Below are 23,737 nucleotides of genomic sequence, written 5' to 3'. Positions count from 1 at the left end.
GACCGTCACGGGGCGGGTGGGCATTCCGGCGTCCGGGTGCCCCGGGGGACGGGAGCGGCGGTACGGCCCCGCGGACGTACCGCCCCTACGGCGGACGGCCTCCGCCGCCCGGCCCGGTCCGAGGTGGTCCTCCCGGGTGTTACGTGAATTGTCACGGTGTTCCCTCCGCGTTCACGCCCACCACGGCGAGGGGCCCGGTCCGCCGGGCCCGGACCTCCGCTACGCCGCTACCCCGAGGAGCTCACGTGGTGGGAAAATCCGCCGAGGCACCGCCGGCCGCACCGACACCGACCACACCGACACCGGACGCGCCGGATACACCGGACACGCCGGCTGAACCGTCCGGACCGGCCGCCGTGGCCGCCCCGGCGGCCCCCGCCCTCGCCGCGGTGCTCGCGGACGTCCTCCGTGTCGAACGCGTCCCGGCCGACGCCCACTTCTTCACCGACCTGGGCGCCGACTCGCTGGTCATGGCCCACTTCTGCGCCCGGGTCAGGAAGCGCCCCGGCCTGCCGTCGGTGTCGATGAAGGACATCTACCGGCACCCGACCATCACCGGCCTGGCGGCGGCCCTCACCGAGACCACACCGGCTGCGCCCCCGGCGCCGGCCCCGGCCGTGTCCGACGCCCCACCGGCCCCGCCGGCCGCCCCGCCGCGCCCCGTCAGCACCCTCGCGTACCTCCTGTGCGGCACCCTGCAACTCCTGGCGTTCCTCGGTTACTCCTACCTCGCCGCCGTGGTCACCACGGGCGGTTACACCTGGATGTCCGCCGCGTCGGGCGCGGGCGACAGCTACGTACGGGCGGCCGTCCTCGGAGCCGCGGTGTTCGCGGGGCTGTGTGCCTTCCCGGTCCTCGCCAAATGGGTGCTCGTCGGACGCTGGACGCCGCGGGACATCCGGGTCTGGAGCCTGGCGTACGTCCGCTTCTGGATCGTCAGGACGCTCGTCCAGGCGAGCCCGCTGGTCCTGTTCACCGGCTCGCCGCTCTACACCGGCTACCTCCGGGCACTGGGCGCGAAGATCGGGCGGGACGTGACGATCCTGACCAGGCACGTACCCGTCTGCACGGATCTGCTGACCGTCGGCGACGGCACGGTCGTCCGCAAGGACGCGTACCTCACCTGCTACCGGGCGCACGCCGGGGTGATCCGGACCGGCCCGGTCGTCCTCGGCAAGGACGTGCTCGTCTGTGAGGCGACGGTGCTCGACATCGGGACGTCGCTGGGCGACGGCGCCCAGCTCGGCCACGCCTCCGCCCTCCACACCGGCCAGGAGGTGCCCGCGGGGGAGCGCTGGCACGGCTCGCCCGCGCAGCGTACGGCGGTCGATTACCGGACGCTCGACGCGGCGGGCCGCAGCACACCGCGCGTGGCCTACGCGGCCCTGCAACTGCTGACCACCCTGCTCGTGTACCTGCCGCCGGCCATCGGCGGCGTGAGCATGCTGCTGGCCGGAGTGCCGCAGCTCGCCTCGCTGCTGGACCCCGGAGCGTTGGCCCTGACGAGCTGGTCGTTCTACGGCGAGGCCCTGGCCGCCTCCGCACTGCTCTTCTTCGGCGGCCTGACCGCCGGGCTGCTGGTGGTCGTCACGGTGCCCCGGCTGCTCCACCTCGCCCTCGAACCGGGCCGGACCTACCGGCTCTACGGCCTGCACTACTCGCTGCACCGCACGGTCGCGCGGATGACCAACGTCAAGTTCTTCACCACGCTCTTCGGCGACAGTTCCTACATCGTCGCCTACCTCAGCCGTCTCGGGTACGACCTGTCCCGCGTCGAGCAGACGGGGTCGAACTTCGGCACCGGCGTCAAGCACGAGTCCCCGTACCTCAGCTCGGTCGGCAGCGGGACGATGGCCGCCGACGGCCTGTCGCTGATGAACGCGGAGTACTCCCGTACCTCCTTCCGGCTCTCCCGCGTCGTGATCGGGCCGCACAACTTCCTCGGCAACACCGTCTGTTACCCGCCGCGCGGCCGGACGGGTGACAACTGCCTCCTCGCGACGAAGGTCGCCGTCCCCGTCGACGGGCCCCTGCGGGAAGGCGTGGGCCTCCTCGGTTCGCCCTGCTTCGAGATCCCGCGGTCCGTCGAGCGCGACGCCGCCTTCGACCACCTGCGCGAAGGCGAAGCGCTACGGCGCCACCTGGCCGCCAAGAACGCCTACAACCTCCGGACGATGGGCCTGTACCTGCTGGTCCGGTGGGCGCACGTCTACGTCCTGACCCTGCTCGCCTGGGCCGCCGCCGATCTGTACGGCACGTTCGGCGCCGTGGCGGTCGCGGTGGCGTCGCTCCTCGCGGTGCTCTGCTCCGTCGCGTACTCCGTGGGGGTCGAACGCGCCGTCACCGGGTTCCGGCGCCAGACGCCGCGGTACTGCTCGATCTACACGCCGTACTTCTGGCGGCACGAACGTTTCTGGAAGCTGCACGCCATGCCCTCCCGCTTCCTGAACGGCACCCCCTTCAAGAGCCTGTTCTGGCGGGCCCTCGGCGTACGGCTCGGACGGCGGCTGTACGACGACGGCTGCGACATGCCCGAACGCTCCCTCGTCACCCTCGGGGACCACTGCACCCTCAACGTGGGCAGCACCGTCCAGTGCCACTCCCAGGAGGACGGCACCTTCAAGTCCGACCGCACCGTCATCGGTTCCGGCTGCACCCTCGGCACCGGGGCGCTCGTCCACTACGGCGTCACGATGGGCGACGGCGCGTCGCTCGCGCCCGACTCCTTCCTCATGAAGGGCGAGGAGATGCCCCCGGACGCGCGATGGGGCGGAAACCCCGCCAGGGAGCTGCCCGCCGGCCACGCCCTGCCCGCCCGGCACCCGTCCGAGACAGCCGCACCCGCCGCACCCGCCGCACCGAGCGGTCCACCGGCAGCACCCCACCCCGAGCGCACGGACTGAGAGCGGAGGAAGACCGATGACATGGTCAGCGGAGGAAGCCGACCGCGAGTTCTGGCGCGGTGTGCTCGACGGCGGCGGCCGTACCGTCCTTCCCCGGTGGTCGGCCCGCCCGGTGCCGGGCCTGGCCGAGTACCGGACCGTGGTCCCGGACGGCCTCGTGGCGGACCTGCGGCGCGTCGCGGACGAACTGGCGGTGCCGCTGCGCTCCGTACTGCTGGCGGCCCACGTCAAGGTGCTCGCCGCACTGACCGGCGAGCAGGAGGTCACCACCGGCTACGTCACGGCGGCGGGCGGCCGGCCGCTGCCCTGCCGGCTGACGGCCGCCCCCGGCTCGTGGCGGGCCCTGGTGCTGCACACCCGCCGTGCCGAGTCGCGCCTCCTGGCGCACCAGAACCTGCCGGCCGGCGAACCGGGCCTGGACACCCCGCTGTCCGAGGCGGTCTTCGACCCGCACGGCACCGGCCGCGGGCTCCCCGACGGCGTCGTCCTGTCGACCGGCCTCACCTCGGGCCGCGGTCGTCTCACCTTACGGCTGCGCCACCGCACCGAGGCGCTCGACGAGGAGTGCGCCGCCAGGATCGCCGACTACCACCGCACCGCCCTCGCCCTGATCGCCGCCGACCCGCACGCCGAACACGCCCGGCAGAGCCTGCTGTCCGCCGCCGAACTCCACCACCAGCTCGAAGGACTCGCCGGCCCCCGCAGGGACCTGCCGGACCACCGCGCGCACGAACTCTTCGAACAGCGGGCAGCGGCGCACCCGGACGCCGTCGCGGCCGTCCAGGGCACCGGCAGCTGGACGTACGCGCAACTCAACGCACGCGCCAACCGGCTCGGCCGGGCCCTGCTGGCCCGCGGGCTGCGCCGGGAAGGCGTCGTCGCGGTGGTCACCGAGCGGAATCTCGACTGGCTGGCCGCCGTCCTCGCCGTCCTCAAGGCGGGCGGCGTCTACCTGCCGATCGAGCCGCACTTCCCCGCCGACCGCATCGCCACCGTCCTCTCCCGGGCCGGCTGCGCCCTCGTACTGACCGAACACGGCAGCACCGGCACCCTCGACCAGGCACTGAAGACCCTGCCCGGGGTCCGGCGCCTGACCGTCGGCACGGCGTACGCGGAGGACCACGCCGACGCCGAGAGCGACCTGGGTGTCCCGGTCGCGGCGGACCACCTCGCGTACCTCTACTTCACCTCCGGCTCCACCGGCGAGCCCAAGGGAGCGATGTGCGAGCACGCGGGCCTGCTCAACCACCTCTACGCCAAGATCGACGACCTGGAGATCGGCGCGGGGCAGGTGGTCGCCCAGACCGCGCCCCAATGTTTCGACATCTCGCTGTGGCAGCTGCTCGCCGCGCTGCTCGCCGGCGGCCGGACCCTGCTGGTCGAACAGGACACGGTGCTGGACGTGCCGCGGTTCGTCGACCGGATCACCGAGGGCCGGGTGAACGTCCTCCAGGTCGTACCGTCGTACCTCGAAGCGATCCTGTCCTACCTGGAGCAGCACCCCCGCGCCCTGCCCGACCTGCGGTACGTGTCCGCGACCGGTGAGGAGCTCAAGGCCGGGACGGCGCGGCGCTGGTTCGCCGCCCAGCCCGGCATCGTCCTGGTCAACGCGTACGGGCTGACCGAGACCTCGGACGACACCAACCACGAGGTCATGCGCCGCGCGCCGGAAGGGCCCCGGGTGCCGCTCGGCCCGCCCGTCGGCAACGTGCGGCTCTACGTCGTCGACGAGCACCTGGCACCGGTCCCGCTCGGCGCCCCCGGCGCGATCGTCTTCTCCGGCGTCTGCGTCGGCCGCGGCTACGTCAACGACCCCGAACACACCCGCGCCTGCTTCGGCACCGACCCGCACCGCCCCGGACAGCGCCTCTACCGGAGCGGGGACTTCGGGCGCTGGCGGCCCGACGGGAAACTGGAGTTCCTGGGCCGCCGCGACGCGCAGGTCAAGGTCCGCGGCTTCCGCATCGAGACCGGCGAGGTCGAGAACGCCCTGCTGCGCGTGCCCGGCGTCCGCGACGGCGCCGTCGTCGTCACCGGACGGGCCGGCCAGGACGCGCGGCTGGTGGCCTTCTACTGCGGCCCGCGGTCCCTCAGGAGCGACGCGCTGCGCAGCCGGCTGGCACGGTCGCTGCCCGCGTACATGGTGCCGTCGGCCTTCCACTGGCGCGGCGGCACGCTGCCCCTGACCGCCAACAGCAAGACCGACCGCAAGGCCCTCGCCGCGCTCGCCGCCGAACTCGACGCCCCGGACCGCCGCCACCGCACGCCCGAGACGCCCACCGAGCGGCGGCTCGCCACCGCGTGGGCCGCCACGCTCGGCGTCCCGCCGGACCGCGTCGGCCGCCGGGACCACTTCTTCGACCGGGGCGGCACCTCACTGGCCGCGGTGAAACTGGCGATCCTCCTGGACCGCGCGGTCTCCCTCAAGGACGTCACCCGGCACCCGGTCCTGGCCGACCTGGCGCAGGTGCTCGACCGCAGGTCACAGCCGGATCCGGAGCTGCTGCGGCCGCTGACGGAGACGGACGGCGCGCGCGACGGGGCCCTGGTGTGCTTCCCCTGGACGGGCGGTGACACGGCGGCCTTCCAGCCGCTGGCCGACGCGCTGCGCGCGAGCGGGCGAGCCGTCTACGCGGTCGGACTGCCCGGACCCGACGCGGCGCCACCGGCCGGCCCGCCCGCGTCACCGGCGCAGGACGTCGAGCGGGCCGCCGCACGGGCCGTCGCCGACATCGTCCGGCTCGGCCTGACCGGGCCGCTGCTGTGGGGGCACTCCTCGGGGGCCGCGTACGCGATGGAGGTGGCCCGGCAACTGGAGAAGCGCGGTGCGGCGGCCCGACGGCTGTTCATCGGCGCGCGGCTGCCCGGTGACAGCACCGGCGGGCAGGCCGCCGGCGGCGGACCGGCTCACCACTACCTCGCCGACACCCTGGCCGCCCCGCCCACCGTGCGGCTGTCCACGCCGGTCACCGCGGTCGTCGCCGCCGACGACCCGCACACGGCGCGCTTCCGGCACCGGTACCGGGACTGGGGGCCGCTGGCCGAACACGTCGACCTGTACGTCCTCACCACCGGCGGCCACTACTTCCCGCGCACCCGGCCGGCCGACACGGCGCGCGCGGTCCTGCGCGCCGCCGGACTCCGCACACCCACCTGAAGAGCCCGAGCCGCCTGACGGCCCTGGCTTTCCCGACGGCCCAGGCCCTCCCGACGGCCCTGACCTTTCCGACAGACCTGACCGCCCGAACGACCACCACCCCACCCGAAAGGCCCTCCCATGCCCCACCCACCCGCCACCCCACCGCCGCTCGACCTGAACCTGCTCCCCGGCACGCCCCCGGTCCTCCTCGCCGAACCCACCGGCGACGCGGCGAGCTGGGCCGCCGGGTACCGCGACAGCCTGCGCGCCCTCACCGTCGAGCACGGCGCGGTCCTGGTGCGCGGCCTCGCGCTGCACGACGCCGACCAGGCCGGTGCCGTCTTCCGGCAGCTGGCCACCGGCCTGCTCACGGAACGCGAAGCCTTCGCACCGCGCCGGGAGTACGCCGACGGCGTGTACTCCTCCGCGAAGTGGCCGCCCTACCAGCCGATGTGCATGCACCACGAACTCAGCTACCCCCTTACGGTCCCCGGTCTGCTGCTCCTTGCCTGCCTCGGCGCACCGGACAGCGGCGGGGCCACCGGGGTCGCCGACGCCGCGGCCGTCCTCGACGCGCTGCCCGCCGAGCTGACCACACGCTTCGAGCGGGAGGGCTGGCTGCTGACCAGGAGCTACCACGACGAGGTCGGGGCCTCCCTGACCGAGGCGTTCGGCACCGACGACCGCCGCGCCGTAGAACGCTACTGCCGCGGCCACGCCATCGACTTCGCCTGGCAGCCCGACGGCGGCCTGCGCACCCGCCAGCGGCGCGGTGCCGTGCTCCGCCACCCCGTCACCGGCCACCGCTGCTGGTTCAACCAGATCGCCTTCCTCAACGCCTGGACGATGGACCCCGAGGTACGTGAGTACCTGACCGACATGTACGGCGCCGACGCGCTGCCGTTCGACACCCGCTACGGCGGCGGCGACCCGATCGGCGAGGACGTCGTCCAGCTGCTCAACACCGTCTACGAAGCCCACACCGCCCGTGAGCCGTGGCAGGCGGGCGACCTGATGCTCGTCGACAACCTCCGTACGGCACACAGCAGGGAGCCCTACGAAGGGCCGCGCGAAGTGCTCATGGCGATGACCGACGCGGTGCACCCGGCCGCCTGCGCACCCGGAGGGGAGACGATCGCGTCATGACGCTCACCCGCCCCGCCGGGACGGCCGGGCCGGACGCGCCGCCCACCGCACCGCCCTTCGCGGTGATCTCCGGCGCCCAGGTGGAACAGGCCCTGCTAGGCCGCGAACGGCAGATCGTCGAGCTGGTCGAAGCCACCTACCGGCTGCACGGCGCCGGTGACACGGTCGTCCCGCCGTCGTACTTTCTGCGCTTCCCCGACCGCCCGGACTCCCGCATGATCGCGCTGCCCGCCTCGATCGGCGGACGTGCGCCGGTGGACGGCCTCAAGTGGATCTCCAGCTTCCCGCGGAACGTGGCCGCGGGGCTGCCCAGGGCCTCGGCGGTGCTGATCCTCAACGACCACGCCACCGGGTACCCGTACGCCTGCCTGGAGGGCTCGGTCATCAGCGCCACCAGGACGGCGGCCTCCGCGGCGTCGGCGGCCGGCCGGCTCAGCCGCGGCCGCCCGCGCCCGCGCCGTGTCGGCTTCGTCGGCACCGGCCTGATCGCCCGCTACGTCCACACCTTCCTGGCCGCCACCGGCTGGCAGTTCGAGGAGATCGGACTGTACGACGTGTCCGCCGACAGCGCGGCGGGCTTCCGTACGTACCTGGAAACGGCGGCCGGAACGCACCAGGAACTCTCACCGGCCACCGGCGCCGCCCCGGCCCACGTCACCCTCCACACCGACCCCGGACAGCTGATCCGCACCAGCGATCTCGTCGTCTTCGCCACCGTCGCCGCCCGGCCGCACGTCAGCGACCTGTCGTGGTTCGCGCACCACCCGCTGGTGCTGCACATCTCCCTGCGCGACCTGGCCCCCGAGATCCTGCTCACGGCGGCCGACATCGTCGACGACACCGACCACTGCCTGCGCGCCGGCACCTCGCCCCACCTGGCCGAACAGCTCACCGGCCACCGCGGCTTCGTCACCGGGACCATCGCGGACGTGCTGGCCGGGCGGGTGAGCGTGCCCGGCGACCGGACGGTGGTCTTCTCGCCCTTCGGCCTGGGGGTGCTCGACCTGGCCGTCGGTGCCTTCGTCCACGACGAGGTCGCCCGTTCCGGCGGCCTGCGCCACATCGACGGCTTCTTCCACGCACTGCGCCGGTACGGATGAACGCGGCGCCGGTCCAGGAGAACCGGCCGCGCCGGCCCGGCTGAACGACTGCATGCACTGCAGAACGAGGGGGGACAAAGTGCCAGTCATATCCTTGCCGCTGGACTTCAACGAGGAGGACCTCTACGTCGACCTGCGGGCGACGTTCGGGCATCCGCTGTACCTGAAGTGCGAGGGCTTCAACTTCGCCGGCTCGATCAAACTGAAGGCCGCCACGGAGATGGTGGCGGCCGCGGAGCGCGACGGCGTGCTCACCCCGGGAGCCACCCTGGTCGAGTCGTCGTCCGGGAACCTGGGCGTGGCGCTGAGCATCATCGCGGCGAGCAAGGGCTACGGATTCCTGTGCGTGACGGACGCCCGCTGCAACCTGTCGGCCCGGCGGATGATGGAGGCGCTGGGCAGTCAGGTGCACGTCATCACCGAGCCGGACGCCCGCACAGGCTTCCTCGGCGCGCGCATCGACTACGTACGCCGCCTGACCGCCACGGACGACCGCTACGTCTGGCTCAACCAGTTCACCAGCCCCGACAACTGGAAGGCGCACTACCGCAGCACGGCGCCGGCCATCGCCCGCCAGTTCCCGCACCTGGACGTGCTGTTCGTCGGCGCCGGCACCACCGGGACGCTGATGGGCTGCGCCCGCTACTTCCGCACCTGGCACCGGCCGGTGCGCGTCGTCGCGGTGGACACCGTCGGCTCGGTGTCCTTCGGGGGCGTCCCGGGCCGCCGGGTGATCCCCGGCCTGGGCACCAGCGTCCCACCGCACCTGCTCGACGCCTCCTTCGTCGACGAGGTCGTGCGGGTGGAGGAGACGGACACCATCCGTACCTGCCACCGCCTGGCCGGGCGCGGCTTCCTGTTCGGCGGTTCCACCGGCACGGTCGTCAGCGGCGCCACGGCCTGGCTCAGCCGCCGGCACCCGCACCGCCTGACCGCCGTCGCCATCGCCCCCGACCTCGGCGAGCGCTACCTCGACACCGTGTACCGGCCCGCCTGGCTGCGGGACGTCTACGGTGAGGAGCTGCTCGCCGCCGACGGACTGGCGGGGGCCCGCTCGGCGTGAGGTGCCCGGAAAGTCACCGGGCGTGAGCGGCCGGGGCCGGGGTACGCGAGCGGCATCCCGGAGGCGGAGAAAGGGCGGACGACGTGCGCAGTGTGGGTGTGGAGGAGGAGCTGCTGCTGGTGGACGCGCGGACCGGTGAGCCGCGTGCCCTCTCGGCGGCGGTCCTCGCGGCAGCCTCGCGGGATCCGCTGGGCAACGAGGAGGTCTTCGAGAGCGAGCTGCACCGGCAGCAGCTGGAGTTCGCCACCCGGCCCCAGACGGACATGGGCGACCTGGCCAAGGAGATACGGCGGTGGCGGGCGGAGGCGGCGCGCCACGCCGAGGGCCTGCGGGCCTCGGTGGCCGCCCTGGCGACCTCGCCGCTGGAGGTGAGCCCGACCATCGGCAGCGGCGAGCGCCACCAGTGGCTCGCCCGACACTTCGGCCTCACCGCCCAGGAACAGCTGACGTGCGGCTGCCACATCCACGTCTCCGTGGACTCCGACGAGGAGGGCGTGGCCGCACTGGACCGGATGCGGCCCTGGCTGTCCGTCCTGCTGGCGATGAGCGCGAACTCACCGTTCTGGCAGGGCGAGGACAGCACGTACAGCAGCTACCGCAACCGGGTGTGGGACCGCTGGCCGTCGGCCGGGCCCGTCGAGGTGTTCGGCACCGCCGACCGCTATCACGAACAGGTCGCCGACATGACGGCCAGCGGCGTGCTCAAGGACGAGGGCATGGTCTACTTCGACGCGCGGCTGTCCCGCTCGTACCCCACCGTCGAGACCCGGGTCGCCGACGTGTGCCTGGACCCGTCCACCACCGTGCTGCTGGCCACCTTGACCCGTGGCCTGGTGGAGACCTCCGTACGCCAGTGGCACGACGGCGTCCCGCCCACCCGCCACACCGTCGCGCTGCTGCGCCTGGCGGCTTGGCGGGCCGCCCGGTCGGGGCTGGAAGGTGAGCTGATCCACCCGGTCACGATGCGTCCGGCCCCGGCCGAGGCCGTCGTACGGGCCCTGTTCGACCACGTACGGGACGCCCTGGAGGACAGTGGCGACCTCATGCCCGCACAGGAGGCGCTGGCCGCCCTGCTGAAGACCGGCAACGGCGCCCGCGTGCAACGGGAGCTGCTGCGCAGCACGGGCAGTCTGCGCGGGGTGGTCACCGAGTGCGTGCGCCGTACGCTCGACTGACACCGGCTCGCACGTGGCCGGGCCGCGATCGGAGGGGACATGCGCGAGCTGAGGGGCAGGACCGCCGTGGTCACCGGTGCCGCGAGCGGCATCGGCCGGGGCATGGCCGAGGCGTTCGCCGGTGAGGGCATGCGGGTGGTGCTGAGCGACGTGGAGGAGGCGGCGCTGCACAGGACGGCGGCGGAGCTGCGGGACGCCGGCGCCGAGGTGCACGCCGTCGTCACCGACGTGGCGGACGCGGCGGACGTCACCGCGCTCGCCGACTCCGCCCTGCGGACGTACGGCGCCGTACACGTGCTGTGCAACAACGCGGGGGTCTACACGGGCAGCAAGCCGAGCTGGGAGAGCACCCTCGACGACTGGGCGTGGATCCTCGGCGTGAACCTGATGGGTGTCGTGCACGGCATCCGTACCTTCCTGCCCGTCATGATCGAGCAGAACGAGGAGGCGCACATCGTCAACACCGCCTCCATGGCCGGCCTGCTGCCGGGCGGCTCGCTGTACGGGGCGACGAAGACCGCCGTCGTCTCCCTGTCGGAGACGGTGCACCTCGAACTCGTCGAGAGCGGCAGCAGGCCCCGGATATCCGTGCTGTGCCCCGGGCTGGTCGACACGGATATCTACCACTCCCAGCGGAACCGGCCGGCCCGCTTCCCCGACGCGGGACCGGTGCCGGGCACCTGGTCGGTCGACGCGGCCCGGCAGGCCTTCAAGGAGTTCGGGGTCCGGCCGCGCGTCATCGGTGACGAGGTCGTACGGGCGATACGCGAGGAGCGCTTCTACGTCCTGACCCACCCGGAGTACCGGGACCACATCAAGCACCGGACCCAGCGGATCCTCGACGGGGAGAACCCCACGGTGCTGTCCCCGCCGGCGCCCGGCCGGCGCTAGGGTCGCGGTATGGCGGAGCCCCGGCGCATCGACGAGAGCTGCGCCGTGGTGGCCATTGCCGCCTCGGCCGGGGGCGTGTTCGCGCTGCTGGAGCTCTTCGGCTCCTTCGCCGTGGGCCCACCGGTGCCCACGCTGGTCGTACAGCATCTGAGCCCGCGCCACCGTACGCTGCTGGACACGATCCTCCAGCGGCGTACGCGGGTGCCGATCACGCTGGCCCGGGACGGCGAGCGGGCCGGGGCCGGACGGGTCTACCTGGCCCCGCCCGACCGGCATCTGCTCATCGGGCCGGAGGGCACCCTCACCCTGTCGGACACGGAACGGGTGAACTGGGTCAGGCCCGCGGCGGACCGGCTCTTCACCTCGGTCGCCGAGACCTACGGGGACCGCGCCTGGGCCTTCGTGCTCAGCGGGACCGGCCGGGACGGCGCGGTGGGTGCCCGGGCCGTCAAGGCCGGCGGCGGCACCGTCGTGGTGCAGGACCCGGACTCCGCCGATTACCCCGGCATGCCCCGGGCCACGCTGGAGACCAGCGTCGTGGACCATGTGCTGGGCCTGCACGACATCGAGGCGATGATCCGCGCGTTCGCCCGCTGCGGGCAGCAGTCCTGACCCGGCACGGCGCCGTGCGGGAGAGCACAGGAAAAGTGCGGGACGGCCGCGAAGCCGTCCCGCACCGGGGGGTGACACGCCGCCCCGCCGGGGGCGGGTGGCGTGTCAGGGCGTCAACGTCAGTCGTTGACGCAGGTGTTGCCGAAGGCCGGGTTGAGCAGCCCGACGACGTTGATCGTGTTGCCGCAGACGTTGACCGGCACGTGGACCGGGACCTGCACGGTGTTGCCGGAGACGACGCCCGGCGAGTTCAGCGCCGCGCCCTGGGCCCCGGAGTCGGCAGTCGCGAGGCTCGCGCCGCCCAGGATGATGGCGCAGGTTCCCGCGGCGGCGACGGCAGTCTTGATGGCACGCGACATGGAATGTTGCTCCTCGTACATTGAGAAAAAGGACAGGCGGCCTGGCGGGGGCAGACGGTGCCCGCCGTCACGGCTGGTGGGCCGCCGGACACCCACTCAACCCGATGTGGCGCCGCTTGTCGCGAGAAACGGAAGGTATTCACTCTATTTAGGGTGAATCGAATCAGCGTATTAATAGTCCAGGTCAGGGCCCGGTTTCCGGGTTCCGCGGGCGGCCGGGAACCGCGCCGGACCGCCGCGGGAGCCGACGGCGGCCCGGCCGGGGAGCGGGCCGTCAGTGCACGTTGATGGTGAAGGTGGAGGTGGTGTTGCGGATGTTCTCCGCGTTGTCGCGGAGGGTCAGGTTGCGGAAGGTGGCCTGGCCGACGGCCGGACCCGGGCCCTGTTCGTTGGCCCAGATCCCGTAGCCGGACTTGTGGCTGTACTCGTCGCCGCTCTTCTTGGCGCCGGAGACGGTCACGTTGCTCAACTCGGTGTCCTGCACCGGGTTCTGCGGCTGCTGGCCTACGTAGTTCGTCTGGAACATGATGCCGTGGTACGTCGGGTCGGTGATCCGGGCGCCGTCGACCCGGATCGCGCGGAAGGGCTTCGACGCGGAGTAGAGCCAGATGCCGGGGAAGGTCTGGCCGTTCCAGAAGTGGCCGCCCGCGCGCTCGATGTCGAGGTTCGCGAACGTGGTCCGTCCGGGGCCGAAGCCGTTCATCGGCAGGCCGAAGTCCAGCGAGGAGACGGTCACACCGGCGTAGACCAGGGTGTCCGCCACGCGGATGTTGCGGAAGGTGTTGAGCTGGCCGCCGTAGACCGCCAGGCCGGCCGCGCGCCAGGTGAGTTTGGAGGTGAGGTTCTCGTAGACGTTGCCCGACTGCTCACCGCCGCCCGCGTCGAGCGCGGAGAAGAGGGCGAAGGAGTCGTCGCCGGTGGCCCGGGCCTCGTTGTTGGTCACCAGGTTGTCGCTGGAGCCGTTGGTCATGTTCAGGCCGTCGGCGAAGGTGTTGCGGATGCGGTTGTTCTTCAGGGTCATCCGGTCGGTGTCGGCACCCCAGTAGAGGCAGACCATGTGCTCGGCCCAGATGTTGTCGATGGTGATGCCGGAGATGTGCTGGAAGTCGAAGACCTTGCCGGGGCCGTCGATGCGCGAGGTGTAGTTGCCGAAGTACGCGAAGCCGGAGAACGCCGAACCGTCGGCGCCGTCGGCCGCGCGGAAGCCGACATCGGTGTTCTGCTGCCCGGCGGGGGCGTGGAAGCGGGTGTACCACGGGCCGGCGCCGATCACCCGCACCGGCTTGAGGTAGACCTGGAACTTGCCGGACGTCTGGTAGTCACCCGGCGGCAGATAGACCCCCTTGATCCGTCCGGTGGTGTCCATCCGGGCCCTGTCCAGCGCGTTCTGCACGTCCTGGTGACCGAACCCGGCCGGCTGGACGAACGCCTGCGGGTCCGGGTTCGGCGCCGCGGCGGCCTGCTCGACGTCGAGGAAGTCGATGGCGTACGAGGAGGGGTTGTCGGCGTCCTTCTGGAGCCGGATCCTGCTGCCCGCCGGTACGGTACGGCCGAGGTCGAGGTGCGCCTCGTCGTAGATGTGCCGGGCCGGACCGGCGCCGGGGTCGTTGACCGGGGCCGCCTCGGGGCCGTACAGCCAGGCGTACTTGGAGGTCAGCTCGAACGGCCTGGCCTTCTGCCCGTCCACGTAGACGTTCAGCTTCGCGGCGGTCCCGCCGCCGCCCGGGGCGTCCGGGATGGAGAAGCGGGTGACCAGGGTGTTGGTCGCGACCGGGGTGGTGAACTCGACGTACTGACCGGTCTGCCGGAGGGTGACGGCCTTGCGGCCCGAGGCCTCGCCCGCCAGGTCGCCGATCTTGCGGTTGGGACCGACCACCTGTGCGCCGCCGCCGGTGGTGCCGGATTCCGCTTCGATGGTGGTGTAGGGCATGGTGGCGCCGGTGGTGGCCTCGGCCTGCGGGGAGCGGGGCCGGGGCTTGTCGTGCCGCACGGCGAAGGTGGCGTTCCGAGAGCCGGTGCCTGCGGGAACGGTACGGGTGGCCGTACGGCTGTCAGGGGACTGGTTGCCTGCCGCGTCCCGGGCCCGCACCGTGTAGACGGTCTGCCGCGCCGTGCCGCCGGGCGCCGTGGTGTCCTGCCAGTGCGTCGCCGTCGCGGGCAGCGCGGTACGCAGCCGGCCGTCGGCGTAGACGTCGTATCCGGCGGCGCCCGGAGCGTGGTCCCAGCTGAGCGTCGCGCCGTGCAAGTGTAGGGAGCGCGGGGCCTGCGGGGGAGTGGTGTCGCCCGAAGAAGCGCCGTACACGGCCAGTTCGCCGACGCGGTGAGCGCCGACGATGCGGAGGTGGCGCAGCGGGGCGCCGCCCACGGGCAGCGTCACCTTGCCCTGGCGGGCCCGGGTGTCGGACAGGTCGACGAAGTCGCGGCCGTCGACGGAGCCCTGGAGGCGGACCTGCTGGGCCGCGCCGGGCAGGTCGATCTCGACCCGGTCCAGGCGGCGGGTCGCGCCGAGGTCGGCCCGTAGCCAGCGGGCGGCGCTGCCCTTCGCGTACGAGGCCGGGTCGCCGTCGTGCGCGCGGGCGGCTTCCTCGCCGCTGAGGCGGAGCGGGAGGGGAGCGGTGCTCCCGCCGGCTGCCCCACTGCCCGGCGTACTGCCCGGTACGGTCGCGGCGGAGGCCGTCTGCCCGCTGGAGAGCAGCAGGCCGGCGCCGAGCAGGGCGGCCAGCGCGGGTCGCCAGGCTCTGCCGCGTGGCGTGGTGTGCCTCGGGGTATGAGGTGCGGTGCTCATGATGTTCCCTTCTGTGGGGAGAGGGGGCGGCGGCCGAGTCCGGGTCGGCTGCCTGCCGTTCGACCGTGTGGCGCGCCCAGTCCGCCGGGCGCGGCAGCCAGCTCGGGCCGTCACCGTCGGCGCTCCAGGGCAGCGGGACGCTGCAGCCGCCCCGGCCCGGGGCCACGCCGCCGGAGCGGGCGTGCACGGGTCCTGGATCAGTTCGCGGGGGACGTCCACTTCCGACAGGCCCAGTTCCTCGCCCTGGTGGAGGTGGACGGAGCCGGGCAGGGCCAGGGTGAGCAGCGCGACGGCGCGAGCCCTGCGGGTGCCCAGGCCGAGGTCGGTGGGGATCCCGAAGCGTTTGCGTCCGAAGGCGAATCCGGTGTCGCCGGACCGTCCGTAGCGGGTGACCGTACGGGTCACGTCGTGGTCGGCCAGCACCCAGGTGGCGGGAGCCCCGACGGGGGCGTGCGCGGCCGGCGTCAGGTCGATGGACGCCCGTGGCTCGGCCGCGTCCCAGGGGCGGGCCATGAGGTCGAAGGTGAAGGCGGTGTGCAGCTCGGCGGGGCGCAGGTAACGGGCGAAGCGCTCGGCGTCGGGCAACCAGATCTCCCCGATCAGCACGACACCGTACTCGTCGGCCGGCCGCCGCCAGGAGCGGTAGAGGCCGTGCGGCTCCGGCCGGCCGTGGAAGGGGTGCGGGCCGCCGTCGCGGGGCATGTCGGGCAGCCCCGCGGCCTTGACGAGCAGCGCGGCAGAGTCGATGCGTACCGTGCGAGCCGCTTGCGTTGTCGGTGGCACCCGGAGCGGACCCGCGGGCAGGCGCGGCGGCGCGAGAGCGCACCGGTGCCCGTCGGGCCCGCTCCGCCGCGGCCGGCCGCATCATCTCAAGCGGCCGGCCGCGGCCGGTTCAGCGGACGAACTTCCAGCTGACCTGCGGGACCATGTCGGTGCCCGCCGGCACCAGCTTGCGGAAGGCCGCCTGGCTGAGGTCTATGTGCGTCGAGGCACAGGAGGGGCACTTGTCCCTGACCGGCACGGTGATGGTCCTGCCGTTGTAGGTGACCTGCACCTTGACGCCGGAACAGAGCGGGTCGTTGTTCGGGTTGGGCGAGGTCCACCAGGACGCGGAGACGGCGACCAGGTCCTGGGTGGCGGCGTCGATGTACGTGCCGCAGGCGCCGTAGCCCTTGTCGTTGTAGTAGGTCATCTTGCCGTTCATGGTCTGGCCGATCGGCACGGCCTGGGCCGTCCCGGTGCCGAGGGCGAGGCCGGTGACGGCGGCCACGCCGCAGACCACCGTTCTCCAGTGCCTGGATACGCGCATGATCGTCTCCTCCGAGTCTGTCCGGGTACGTTCCGGGGGGATTTCTCGGGCAGCTGCCGGTACCGGGCAGCGCGGGGCGCCCGGCGTTGCGCAACGGCGGGGAGTCACCGACGCGTTGTCGTCGGCGGCGCGCGCCCGGTTCCCCGGCGCGGCGACTGCCCGGGGCGACAGCCCACGGAGCACTCCCGATCACATGAGTGTCATGGACCGCGGCCGCCCCACAACCCCCAATGGGGTCAGATGTCCTGAAGTCGCGGATATGTGCGACTGGTTTGGCCCGGAACGGACGGTACGCGTCCGCCGCGACCCCGTGCTGCGCGACATCCCGTGAGTTCCCCTGAGCCCTGCTTAGCCCTTGTGCCCGTGGCCAGGGTGGTGCCCGAGCACTCCGGGCCGCCACACCGGGTGGGTGCGGCGGCCGTGGGGGGGATCGGCTCGTGGTTCGAGTCAGTCAGCGGAGCGGCGGATCAGCCTGGCGTCATCGCACCCTCCGGCACTCCGAACCAGTCCTCCAGCGCCTCCGCCGGCCCGGCCGCCGATGCCGGCGCCGGTGCCCCCGCGTCGGCTGCCCAGGCCGTGAAGCCGTCCGGACGGACGAGGACCGCGGCCAGGTCCGGGCGGGACGGGCAGCCGGCCGTCAGGGTGTCGACACGGCCGGCGTACCCCGCGGCGAGGGCCCGGAGCTCCGGGTCGTCGGTGAGGTCGAGCAGGAGCGCCCGGCCGCCGTGGAGGTGGTCCGCAAGGCGGCTGCCATCGGTGAGTTCGAGGTCAGGGGCGCTGCGGCCGATCAGCGGGTGCTCGCCCGGCAGCTCGTACCGCACGCCGCCACCGTTGAGCCGCGCGGTGAGGTACGTGGTGCCCATGACCGTCTCCGCCAGGTCGCTGAGGATCTGGCGCAGGGCCCGGGACTGCGGGTCCGGGCGCATGGCCGCGACCTGGGACCTGGTCCAGTCCAGGACCCACGCACCGACCGGGTGCCGCTCGGCGGTGTAGGTGTCCAGCAGCCCTTCCGGCGCCCGGCCGCCGATCACCGCGGCGAGCTTCCAGCCGAGGTTCATCGCGTCCCCGATCCCCAGGCTCAGCCCCTGGCTCCCGAACGCGGAGTGCACGTGTGCCGCGTCGCCCGCCAGCAGCACCCGGCCCTTGCGGTACTCGGTGACCTGGCGGGCGTGGTCGGTGAAGCGGGTCGCGGTCCGCACCCCGGTGATCGTGACGTCCACGCCGGACACGCGGCGCAGCCGAGCCTGCAGGTCCTCGGCGGTGACCGGCGCGTCCCGGTCGGCCGGCGGGCCGTCGAACTCCACGGTGACGACGCGGCCCGGCATCGGCCCGTGGGCGTACACCCCGGTGTCCGTGGCGGTCCAGCCGACCTTCAGGTCCTCGGCGCCGGTCATCTCCACGACCGCCTGGTGACAGGTGATCTCCGGGTCCGTACCGGGAAATGCGAACCCCGCGAGCTTGCGGACCGCGCTGCGGCCGCCGTCGCAGCCCACCAGCCAGCCGGCGCGTACGGCTCCGTGGCTGGTCCGCACGGTGACGGCCCCGTCGTCCGCGTCGAAGCCGGTCAGCTCCACTCCCCGGCGCACGTCGACGCCGAGCTCGTCCGCCCGCTCCCCGAGCAGCCGCTCGATGTCCTGCTGCGCCACGAAAGCGATCTCGGCGGCGGGCCCGGCGTCGCCGAGGCCCGGCTCCGTACGGTCGACCAGGTCGGCGCGCAGCATGATTCCGGCGAAATGCCCGACGATTCCGAGCCCTTGGCCCGCGGCCCCGCCGCCGTCCCCGTCGTTCCGCTCGCGCAGGAACGCCTGGAAGCGGTCCATCGCCTGCCGCTGCACCTCGGCCAGCGCGGGCAGCATGCCCCGGCGGTAGAGCGCCTCGGCGCTGGGCGTGGTGATCGCCCCGCCCTTGATCGTCGGGTTCACTTCGGTGAGGCGCTCCAGGACGGCCACCCGCGCGCCCCCGAGCCGCAGCTCACAGGCCAGCATCAGGCCGACCGGGCCGCCTCCGGCCACCACTACGTCCACGTCATAGTCCATGGCGCCGACTATGACCGAGGGTCCAAGAGGCCAAAAAGGCGCCGAGGTGTCAAGGGACCAGCCTCGTGAGAAGAATGGGGTCAGCACGGACAGCGCTGAGGACGATGGAGCGCTCGTCGACAAAGCACTGCATTTCAGCGCCTTCTCCTGCTCGACGGGGTCGTTGTCGGCGATGACGCCCGGGTTGCCGAAGCCGACCCACTGGAAGAACCGGTTGAAGGACTCGACCTTGTCCGTCGCCGCGGTCACCCGTCGGCGAAGTGGGGCGTTCGTCAGATATCGCGGCAGTTGTACGGTGCGGATGACGTGGCCGACCTCGCGGAACGCGGTGCAGGTGGCATTCTTGCGCGACCCCGACCCCGACCCCGACCCCGACCCCGACCCCGACCCTGACCGCAGCCGCTTGAGCAGCGTCGCCGAGGAGAGTGAGTGAGCAGCCGCTCGAAGTGCGACCAGCTCGGGGCCTGGGCCGGCTTCTTCACCCGGTTGTAGGGCGTGGTGCCGTCCGCGTCCCGCTCCTCCAGCAGCCGCAGCAGGCCCGCCCGCGCAAGCGCGCTCATCCGGTCGTGGATGCCCGCACAGATCGTCTCATGGCAGTCCGTCATCCCGGATGCCCACGCCACCTCACCCCGAGTCGGCGAGAAGAAAGAACAGATGCGGCTCATGCGGTGGCATCAGCTCAACATCGCCACCAACGTCGTTGAGCCGAACGGGCGACGGGCCAGGCGATCACGCCTTCAAGATCATTCCATGGCCCCTTCCGGGCTCACCTCGGCGATACGCGTGCTAGCCCGCACGGCGGAGGGTGATCATCCGCATGGATGACCCTCCACCGGCGTGATCCGGCCACGATGGAGACATGACGATCAAGGTGGCTGTGGACGACGCGGCGCGTCCGGCCGTGCGGGGGGCCGCGTGCCTGTGGCCGGGGATCGCTGTCGCGGTGTGGGGGCTCCTGTTCGCGGTACCCAGTTTCGTCTGGGCGACGGGGTGCACGTCCGGCGCGCGGACGACGGTGTCGCCGGACCTGGTGCGGCTGGCCGAGGACCGGGTGCCGTGGTTCGTGGCGGTCTTGTGGGTGACCGGGTTCCTGAAGGTGTTCGGGGCCCTGATCGGTGTCGGTCTGACCCGCCGGCGCGGCAGGTGGGCCGGCCGGCTCCTGGCGTTCTGCGGCGGCGGCGCGGCGGTGCTGCTCGCCTGGCACGGTGCTCTCTTCGTCGTGCACGGTGCCCTGGTCGAGGCCGGCACCCGCACGGTCGCGCCCGGCCTGGCCGGGCTGACCCGCTGGTACCTCTTCCTGTGGGGGCCGTGGTTCCTCGCCGGCGGCCTGGCGTTCGCCGTCGCCACCGTGCGGTACGTCCGCCGCCTGGATGTCCGCGGTGACGTGCGGCTGCACGGTGTCGTGGGGGCACTGGGCGCGCTGCTCCTGTCCTTGGCGTCGATGATCACCGGGGTCGGCTGACGGGCTCTCCCCGGCTCTGGGTTTCCGGTGCGGTGGTCAGCCCGAGAGGGCGAGGTCGGTCAGGTGCCGGTCCAGGAGGGTGTGCAGGAGTGTGGTGGTGGGGAGGGCGGGGTGGAGGTAGACGTGTTCGCGGCGGTGCTCGATGACGGCCAGCATCTTGCGGAGGGTGGCGGCGGCATCCTCGCGGCGGCCCGCGTGGTGCTCGGCCTGGGCGAGCAGACCGAGGTGCAGGGGCAGCCGCAAATGGGACCGGGAGGGCCGGAGTTCGGCCAGAGAGGTGTGCATCAGGGCCAGTCCCTCGTCGCCGCGGCCCAGGTGGGCCAGGGACCAGCCCTCGGTCAGGCGCAGCATCGCCGCCCAGTACAGGAGCCCGTGCTCCTCCGCCAGCCGTGCCCCCTCGGAGGCGGAGGCGTGCGCCGTGTCGGCGTCGCCCTCCCAGGCCGCGAGCACCGAGTCCACGTACAGGGCGAAGGACCGGTCGGAGGGCCGGCTCTCGTACGCCGTCAGGCCCAGCAGCTGGCGGCGGCGGGAGCTCGCCGTGTCGCGGTCGCCCAGGATCCAGTGGGTGAAGGCGTCGTAGGACCGGCAGGAGACCCGCGGGTCGTGCTGGAACGTACGGGCCAGCGTGCGGCCCTCAAGGGCGAAACGATCCGCCAGCCCGACGCTGCGCTCCAGCTCCGCCAGCGCCTCCGGCAGCCGGCCGCGCACGTGCAGCGCGATGCCCTTGCCGTACGCCGCGCCGAGCAGCGCCACCGGATGCCGCGTACGGCTGCCGATGTCCCGCAGCAGCCGGGAGAACTGCCGGGACTCGTCGTAGCGGCCGGTGACCAGGTACGCCGAGCACAGCGCCCACAGCACCGACGGGTCCTCGGGCGCGCGGGTGACCGCCGCGAGGGCGCGGCCCCGGCTGAGCGCCGCTTCCGCCTCGGCGTCGCCGTACCCGCGGACCGTGGCGAGCAGCTGCCCGAGCTGGATGTAGAGCCGCTGCTCCAACGCGCGGGCCGAGGCGTCGTCACGGGGCAGCAGGCCGGCCAGGTGCACGGCCCGGCGCAGCCACGTCTCGACCTTCTCGTACGCCAGCTGCTGCTCGGCCTGTTCGGCGGCGCGTAACAGCCGGGGGAGGGCCTGACGGGCGGGCAGCGCGTCCTGCGCGTGCCAGGTGTGGTGCGCCAGACGCTCGAACTCCTCGTCGCCGGCCTGCCCGCCGACGCGCGCGCTGAGCGACTCGGCGACCCGGGCGTGCAGCCGGTGACGCTCATCGCGCGCGAGAACGTCCAGGAGCGTCTCACGGACCAGCGCGTGGACGAAGTGCAGCCGCCCCGGGTGGTGCGGGTCCTCCCCGAGCAGGCCCGCCCGGATCGCCGACTCCAGGGAGGAGGCGACCGGTTCGTCCTCGACGGCGGTGCGGTGCAGCAGGTCCGTGTCCACCTCGGTGCCGATCACGGCACACAGCCGCAGTACCCGCAGGGCCTGCTCCGGCAGCGCGGCGAACCGCTGCCGCAGCGCCTCGCGCACCCCGGTCGGCACCTGGGTCAGCAGGACGTCGGTGGCGTCCGCGTCGTGCAGCCGCCGCGCGTCGCCGAGCAGCGACAGGAGCTGCATGACGAAGTACGGGTTGCCCTTGCTGCGCTGGTGGAGCGCCTCCACGACGTCCGCGCCGACCCCGCGCCCGGCCTGCGCCTCCACCAGGGACGCGACGGCGCTGCGCGACAGCCCGCCGAGCCGCAGCGTCTCGGTCCTGGGGCCGCGGAGGATGTCGGCCAGCACCCGGCGGATCGTGGCGTCGGAGTCGGCCTCGAAGTCCCGGGCGGTCAGCACGATGCTGATCCGGTGCCCCTGCCGCCGGGTGCCGAGCAGCCGCAGCAGGTCGAGGGAGGCCGCGTCGGCCCAGTGCAGGTCCTCCAGGAGCAGCACCAGCGGGCGTTCGGCGGCGAGCGCGAGCAGCACCTCGCACACCGCGTCGTGGGTCAGGAACCGCGCCTGGGCCCAGTCGTCCTCGTGGCCCTGCCCGCCGGGCCCGGCCGACCGCTCGGGCATCACCGGGGTGAGCAGCGTGTCGAAGGGCGCGGTCGCGGTGCGGAAGGCGTCCGGCCGGGTGGCCGACAGGTGGCGCAGCACCTGCGTCCACAGCCAGTACGGCGGTACGCCTTCGCCGGGGAAGCAGTGGCTCCAGACCACGTCGAGCGCGTCGCCGGCGGCCTCCTCCAGCGCCGGGGCCAGCTCCATCAGCAGCCGCGTCTTGCCGACCCCGGCGGCGCCGAGTACGCACGCCACGTGCCCGTGCCCGCCGGTCGCGCTCGCCGACGCGGTGACCAGGCGGTGCAGCTCCTGGTCCCGCCCGGTGAACGGCCAGGGCGCCGCGCCTCCTTCGGGGCGCGAGCAGTCGTCCGCGGTGGCTGCCGGCCGACCGGCGGTGACCCGGCCGACGCCGTGCACGCGCCGCGGCCCGGCCGCCCGCGCGCCCCTGGCCGGTCCCGAGACCGCCGTGCTCCGGTCCGGTGCCCCCGCGCCGGAGCCCCGGGCGGGCCGGTGCGCCCCGATGGCGCGGACCGGCGCGGCCGCGGCTTCCGGCGGGCAGGCGGGTGTGTCGGCCGGGGGGTGCTGCGCGGGAGGTTTCCTCATCCGGGACGGGGTGGGGGAGCCGGGGGTGGCCGATGAGCCGGGAGCGCTCGATGAGCCGGACAGGTCGGATGGGCCGGATGAATTGGGTGGTGCGAGAGATGTGAGTGATGAGGGGGAGTCGGATGAGCTGGGCTGTGCCCCCGACGACGCGCCGGCGTCCGGAGCCGCCGCGGCCCCGGCCCCGGCCGCCGGCCTCCCGTCGTCCAGCTCCTGACGGAGGATGGCGGTGTGCACCCGCTGGAGTTCGGCGGCGGTGTCCACGCCGAACTCCTCCACCAGGTGGCAGCGCGTCCGCTCGTACACCTCCAGCGCCTCGGCCTGCCGCCCCAGCCGGGACAGTGCCGTCATCAGATGTCCGACCAGGCGCTCGCGGGTCGGGTGGCGGCGTACCTCCAGGCCCAGTTCGGCCGCCACCTCCTCGGCCGCGCCGAGCGCGAGCCGGGCCTCCGCGCAGGCTTCCAGCGCGGTGAGCCGCACCTGCTCCAGGCGGGCGGTCTCGTCGGAGAGCGGCGGCTGGGCGCCGAACTCCGTGTAGGGCGAGCCGCGCCACAGCTCCAGGGCCTCGGTGAGCAGGTCGCGGGCGGCGCGCGGATCACGCCGGTCCAGCAGCTGCCGCCCGTCGGCCACCATCCGCTCGAAGCGGAACGCGTCGACCTGCTCCGGGGCGAGCTGGAGCACGTACCCGGGCGCCTGGTAGCGCAGGACGGACGAAGCGCCTTGGCCGGCCGCCGGGGCGAGCACCCGGCGCAGGTGGGAGAGGTGGCTCTGGAGCGTGGCGACGGGGTGCCGGGGCGGCCCCTCGCACCACAGCTCCTCGACGAGCAGTTCGGTGGGCACGACCCTGCCCAGGCGTATGAGGAGCAGGGCCAGCAGGGCGCGCCGCCGGGGCGGGCCGAGCGGCAGGTCCTCGCTGCCGAGCCGTGCCGACATCGGGCCGAGGACGCGCAGTACGGGGCCGGGGTCGGCCGGCCGGGGCCCGACGGGGGCGGCGGGTTCCGGCAGAGGTGTGGGGGGCGGGGTGTGGGGTGTGCACATGTCGGTCCCAATCGTTCTCGCGCCGGCGGCTGTGCGGGGGGAGAGTACCGGACGGTAACCAGGTCCATCCGGAACGTGATCATGGCATATGTGGCGAGAC

14 protein-coding genes are annotated in these 23,737 nt (G+C 73.3%); 9 read left to right on the top strand and 5 right to left on the bottom strand.

Annotated features, from left to right (window positions below; translation table 11 throughout):
* Positions 1-356: 356 nt before the first annotated feature.
* The 8 genes from AB0L45_RS16935 (at position 357) to AB0L45_RS16900 (ending at position 12,029) form a co-directional block, all read left to right on the top strand.
* On the top strand, positions 357-2,903 hold the full coding sequence (locus AB0L45_RS16935) for a Pls/PosA family non-ribosomal peptide synthetase (RefSeq protein ID WP_365840599.1): 2,547 nt from the start codon (positions 357-359) through the stop codon (positions 2,901-2,903).
* A 16-nt stretch (positions 2,904-2,919) separates the two neighbouring features.
* Entirely contained in the window at positions 2,920-6,060 is a 3,141-nt protein-coding gene (locus tag AB0L45_RS16930) for an amino acid adenylation domain-containing protein (protein ID WP_365840506.1), read from the top strand.
* A gap of 120 nt (positions 6,061-6,180) precedes the next feature.
* The gene (locus tag AB0L45_RS16925) at positions 6,181-7,188 is read left to right on the top strand and encodes a TauD/TfdA family dioxygenase (RefSeq protein WP_365840504.1); all 1,008 of its coding nucleotides are present in this window, start codon (positions 6,181-6,183) and stop codon (positions 7,186-7,188) included.
* A complete protein-coding gene (gene sbnB / locus AB0L45_RS16920; protein ID WP_365840502.1) occupies positions 7,185-8,288 on the top strand; it encodes a 2,3-diaminopropionate biosynthesis protein SbnB in 1,104 nt (367 codons plus the stop codon). The genes AB0L45_RS16925 and sbnB overlap by 4 nt, the downstream gene beginning before the upstream one ends.
* Positions 8,289-8,367: 79 nt before the next feature.
* Positions 8,368-9,351, top strand: a complete 984-nt coding sequence (gene sbnA, locus AB0L45_RS16915; RefSeq protein WP_365840500.1) for a 2,3-diaminopropionate biosynthesis protein SbnA — start codon at positions 8,368-8,370, stop codon at positions 9,349-9,351.
* 83 nt (positions 9,352-9,434) lie between these two features.
* Positions 9,435-10,526 (top strand): glutamate--cysteine ligase, encoded by a 1,092-nt coding sequence (locus tag AB0L45_RS16910; RefSeq protein ID WP_365840498.1) that lies wholly within the window; start codon positions 9,435-9,437, stop codon positions 10,524-10,526.
* Positions 10,527-10,565: 39 nt separating this feature from the next.
* Positions 10,566-11,417, top strand: a complete 852-nt coding sequence (locus tag AB0L45_RS16905) for an SDR family NAD(P)-dependent oxidoreductase (RefSeq protein WP_365840496.1) — start codon at positions 10,566-10,568, stop codon at positions 11,415-11,417.
* Between the two features lie 9 nt (positions 11,418-11,426).
* On the top strand, positions 11,427-12,029 hold the full coding sequence (locus AB0L45_RS16900; protein WP_365840494.1) for a chemotaxis protein CheB: 603 nt from the start codon (positions 11,427-11,429) through the stop codon (positions 12,027-12,029).
* A 119-nt stretch (positions 12,030-12,148) separates the two neighbouring features.
* On the opposite strand, the gene AB0L45_RS16895 is transcribed toward AB0L45_RS16900, so the two are convergent.
* The 4 genes from AB0L45_RS16895 to AB0L45_RS16880 all read right to left on the bottom strand — a co-directional run bounded on the left by AB0L45_RS16895 (position 12,149) and on the right by AB0L45_RS16880 (position 18,821).
* The gene (locus tag AB0L45_RS16895) at positions 12,149-12,388 is read right to left on the bottom strand and encodes a chaplin (protein ID WP_365840492.1); all 240 of its coding nucleotides are present in this window, start codon (positions 12,386-12,388) and stop codon (positions 12,149-12,151) included.
* A gap of 274 nt (positions 12,389-12,662) precedes the next feature.
* A complete protein-coding gene (locus AB0L45_RS16890; RefSeq protein WP_365840490.1) occupies positions 12,663-15,956 on the bottom strand; it encodes a glycosyl hydrolase in 3,294 nt (1,097 codons plus the stop codon).
* A gap of 109 nt (positions 15,957-16,065) precedes the next feature.
* Positions 16,066-16,482, bottom strand: a complete 417-nt coding sequence (locus AB0L45_RS16885) for a cysteine/serine endopeptidase inhibitor (protein WP_365840488.1) — start codon at positions 16,480-16,482, stop codon at positions 16,066-16,068.
* A gap of 467 nt (positions 16,483-16,949) precedes the next feature.
* Positions 16,950-18,821: an FAD-dependent monooxygenase gene (locus AB0L45_RS16880; protein WP_365840597.1), complete on the bottom strand. Its 1,872-nt coding sequence runs from the start codon at positions 18,819-18,821 to the stop codon at positions 16,950-16,952.
* Positions 18,822-19,377: 556 nt separating this feature from the next.
* On the opposite strand from AB0L45_RS16880, the gene AB0L45_RS16875 reads away from it, so the two are divergent.
* Positions 19,378-19,980: a DUF3995 domain-containing protein gene (locus AB0L45_RS16875; RefSeq protein WP_365840486.1), complete on the top strand. Its 603-nt coding sequence runs from the start codon at positions 19,378-19,380 to the stop codon at positions 19,978-19,980.
* 36 nt (positions 19,981-20,016) lie between these two features.
* On the opposite strand, the gene AB0L45_RS16870 is transcribed toward AB0L45_RS16875, so the two are convergent.
* Complete coding sequence (locus AB0L45_RS16870; RefSeq protein ID WP_365840484.1) at positions 20,017-23,637, bottom strand: BTAD domain-containing putative transcriptional regulator; 3,621 nt, start codon at positions 23,635-23,637, stop codon at positions 20,017-20,019.
* Between the last annotated feature and the right edge of the window lie 100 nt (positions 23,638-23,737).

Source organism: Streptomyces sp. NPDC052496 (assembly GCF_040679095.1).
Taxonomy (GTDB): Bacteria; Actinomycetota; Actinomycetes; order Streptomycetales; family Streptomycetaceae; genus Streptomyces.
The sequence above is the reverse complement of the archived record's forward strand: the minus strand, read 5'-3'. Positions and strand labels throughout refer to the sequence as shown.

What these genes read in the sequence shown, in the direction of transcription:
- AB0L45_RS16930 (WP_365840506.1), top strand. Translation starts at nt 2,920, where the DNA reads ATGACATGGTCAGCGGAGGAAGCCGACCGCGAGTTCTGGCGCGGTGTG.
- AB0L45_RS16900 (WP_365840494.1), top strand. Translation starts at nt 11,427, where the DNA reads ATGGCGGAGCCCCGGCGCATCGACGAGAGCTGCGCCGTGGTGGCCATT.
- AB0L45_RS16870 (WP_365840484.1), bottom strand. Translation starts at nt 23,637, where the DNA reads ATGTGCACACCCCACACCCCGCCCCCCACACCTCTGCCGGAACCCGCC.
- AB0L45_RS16875 (WP_365840486.1), top strand. Translation starts at nt 19,378, where the DNA reads ATGACGATCAAGGTGGCTGTGGACGACGCGGCGCGTCCGGCCGTGCGG.
- AB0L45_RS16895 (WP_365840492.1), bottom strand. Translation starts at nt 12,388, where the DNA reads ATGTCGCGTGCCATCAAGACTGCCGTCGCCGCCGCGGGAACCTGCGCC.
- AB0L45_RS16905 (WP_365840496.1), top strand. Translation starts at nt 10,566, where the DNA reads ATGCGCGAGCTGAGGGGCAGGACCGCCGTGGTCACCGGTGCCGCGAGC.
- sbnB (WP_365840502.1), top strand. Translation starts at nt 7,185, where the DNA reads ATGACGCTCACCCGCCCCGCCGGGACGGCCGGGCCGGACGCGCCGCCC.
- AB0L45_RS16925 (WP_365840504.1), top strand. Translation starts at nt 6,181, where the DNA reads ATGCCCCACCCACCCGCCACCCCACCGCCGCTCGACCTGAACCTGCTC.
- AB0L45_RS16885 (WP_365840488.1), bottom strand. Translation starts at nt 16,482, where the DNA reads ATGCGCGTATCCAGGCACTGGAGAACGGTGGTCTGCGGCGTGGCCGCC.